At 65.8% G+C, this 1513-nt stretch carries 1 protein-coding gene; it reads left to right on the plus strand.

The window, feature by feature from the left end:
- A partial coding sequence (gene rho / locus MJ783_RS04500; RefSeq protein WP_239308649.1) for a transcription termination factor Rho occupies positions 1–1307 on the plus strand: 1307 nt, incomplete at its 5' end.
- Between the last annotated feature and the right edge of the window lie 206 nt (positions 1308–1513).

A 1513-nucleotide genomic window follows, 5' to 3' on the forward strand; every position in this document is an offset into this window, starting at 1 on the left:
AGGCTGATCGTGGCCAGGCTGATCGTGCCCAGGCCGATCGCGGCCAGGCCGATCGCGACGACGAATTCGGTGGCGGGAATCGGCGTAACCGCGGCCGGTTCCGGGAGCGGGGCCGTAACCGTGGCCGCCAGGGTGGCGGTTTCAGCGAGTCGGAGCCGATTGTCCGCGAGGACGATGTTCTGGTCCCGGTCGCGGGTATTCTTGACGTTCTCGACAACTACGCGTTTGTGCGCACGAGCGGTTACCTGACGGGCCCGACCGACGTCTATGTGAGCTTGGCCCAGGTCCGCCGCCATGGCCTGCGCCGCGGTGACGCGATCACCGGCGTCGTCCGGGCGCCGCAGGAGGGCGAGCAGCGGCGGGACAAGTACAACGCATTGGTCCGGCTCGACACGGTGAACGGGCTGGAGCCCGACGAGGCGCGAAACCGTCCCGAGTTCACCAAGCTCACCCCGCTCTACCCGCAGGAGCGGCTGCGGTTGGAGACCGAGCCGCAGCTGCTGACCACCCGGGTGATCGACCTGGTGATGCCGCTCGGTAAGGGGCAGCGCGCGCTGATTGTCAGCCCGCCCAAGGCGGGTAAGACGATGGTGCTGCAGGCCATCGCGAACGCGATCACCACGAACAACCCGGAATGCCACCTCATGGTCGTTCTCGTCGATGAACGTCCGGAGGAGGTGACCGACATGCAACGGTCGGTCAAGGGCGAGGTCATCGCCTCGACGTTCGACCGACCGCCGTCGGACCACACCAGCGTCGCCGAACTGTCCATCGAGCGGGCCAAGCGCCTGGTGGAACTGGGTGAGGACGTCGTCGTGCTGCTCGACTCGATCACTCGGCTCGGGCGGGCCTACAACCTGGCCGCACCCGCGTCCGGTCGGATCCTGTCGGGTGGCGTGGACTCCACGGCGCTCTACCCGCCGAAGCGTTTCCTCGGCGCGGCCAGGAACATCGAGAACGGCGGGTCGTTGACGATCATCGCCACGGCCCTGGTGGAGACGGGCTCCACGATGGATACTGTGATCTTCGAGGAGTTCAAGGGGACCGGCAACGCCGAGCTCAAGCTCGATCGCAAGATCGCCGATAAGAGGATCTTCCCCGCGATCGATGTCGACCCCTCCGGAACCCGTAAGGAGGACATCCTGCTTGCGCCGGACGAACTTGTGATCATGCACAAGCTGCGGCGGGTTCTGCACACGTTGGAGTCGCAGCAGGCGCTTGACCTTCTGCTGGAGCGGCTGAAGAAGACGCGGACGAACTACGAGTTCCTGATGCAGATCGCGACTGCCACTCCGGGCCAGGACTGAGAACCCGTTGTGCGGACCCCCTGGGCAGCGTCCACACGGTGCTGTCCCTGGATGGCCGGAAGCTTCTGGCAGACTGGAACGCTGAGACCCGGCACCGGTTCACGTCCTCGCGTCCGCGACAGGGCGACCCGGCGGCCACTTCGGGAAGAAGGATCATGAAGGCTGATATTCATCCGGCGTACCGTGAGACCACGGTTGTCTGCACC

This window comes from Protofrankia sp. Cj3 (assembly GCF_917627355.1).
Classification (GTDB): domain Bacteria; phylum Actinomycetota; class Actinomycetes; order Frankiales; family Frankiaceae; genus Protofrankia.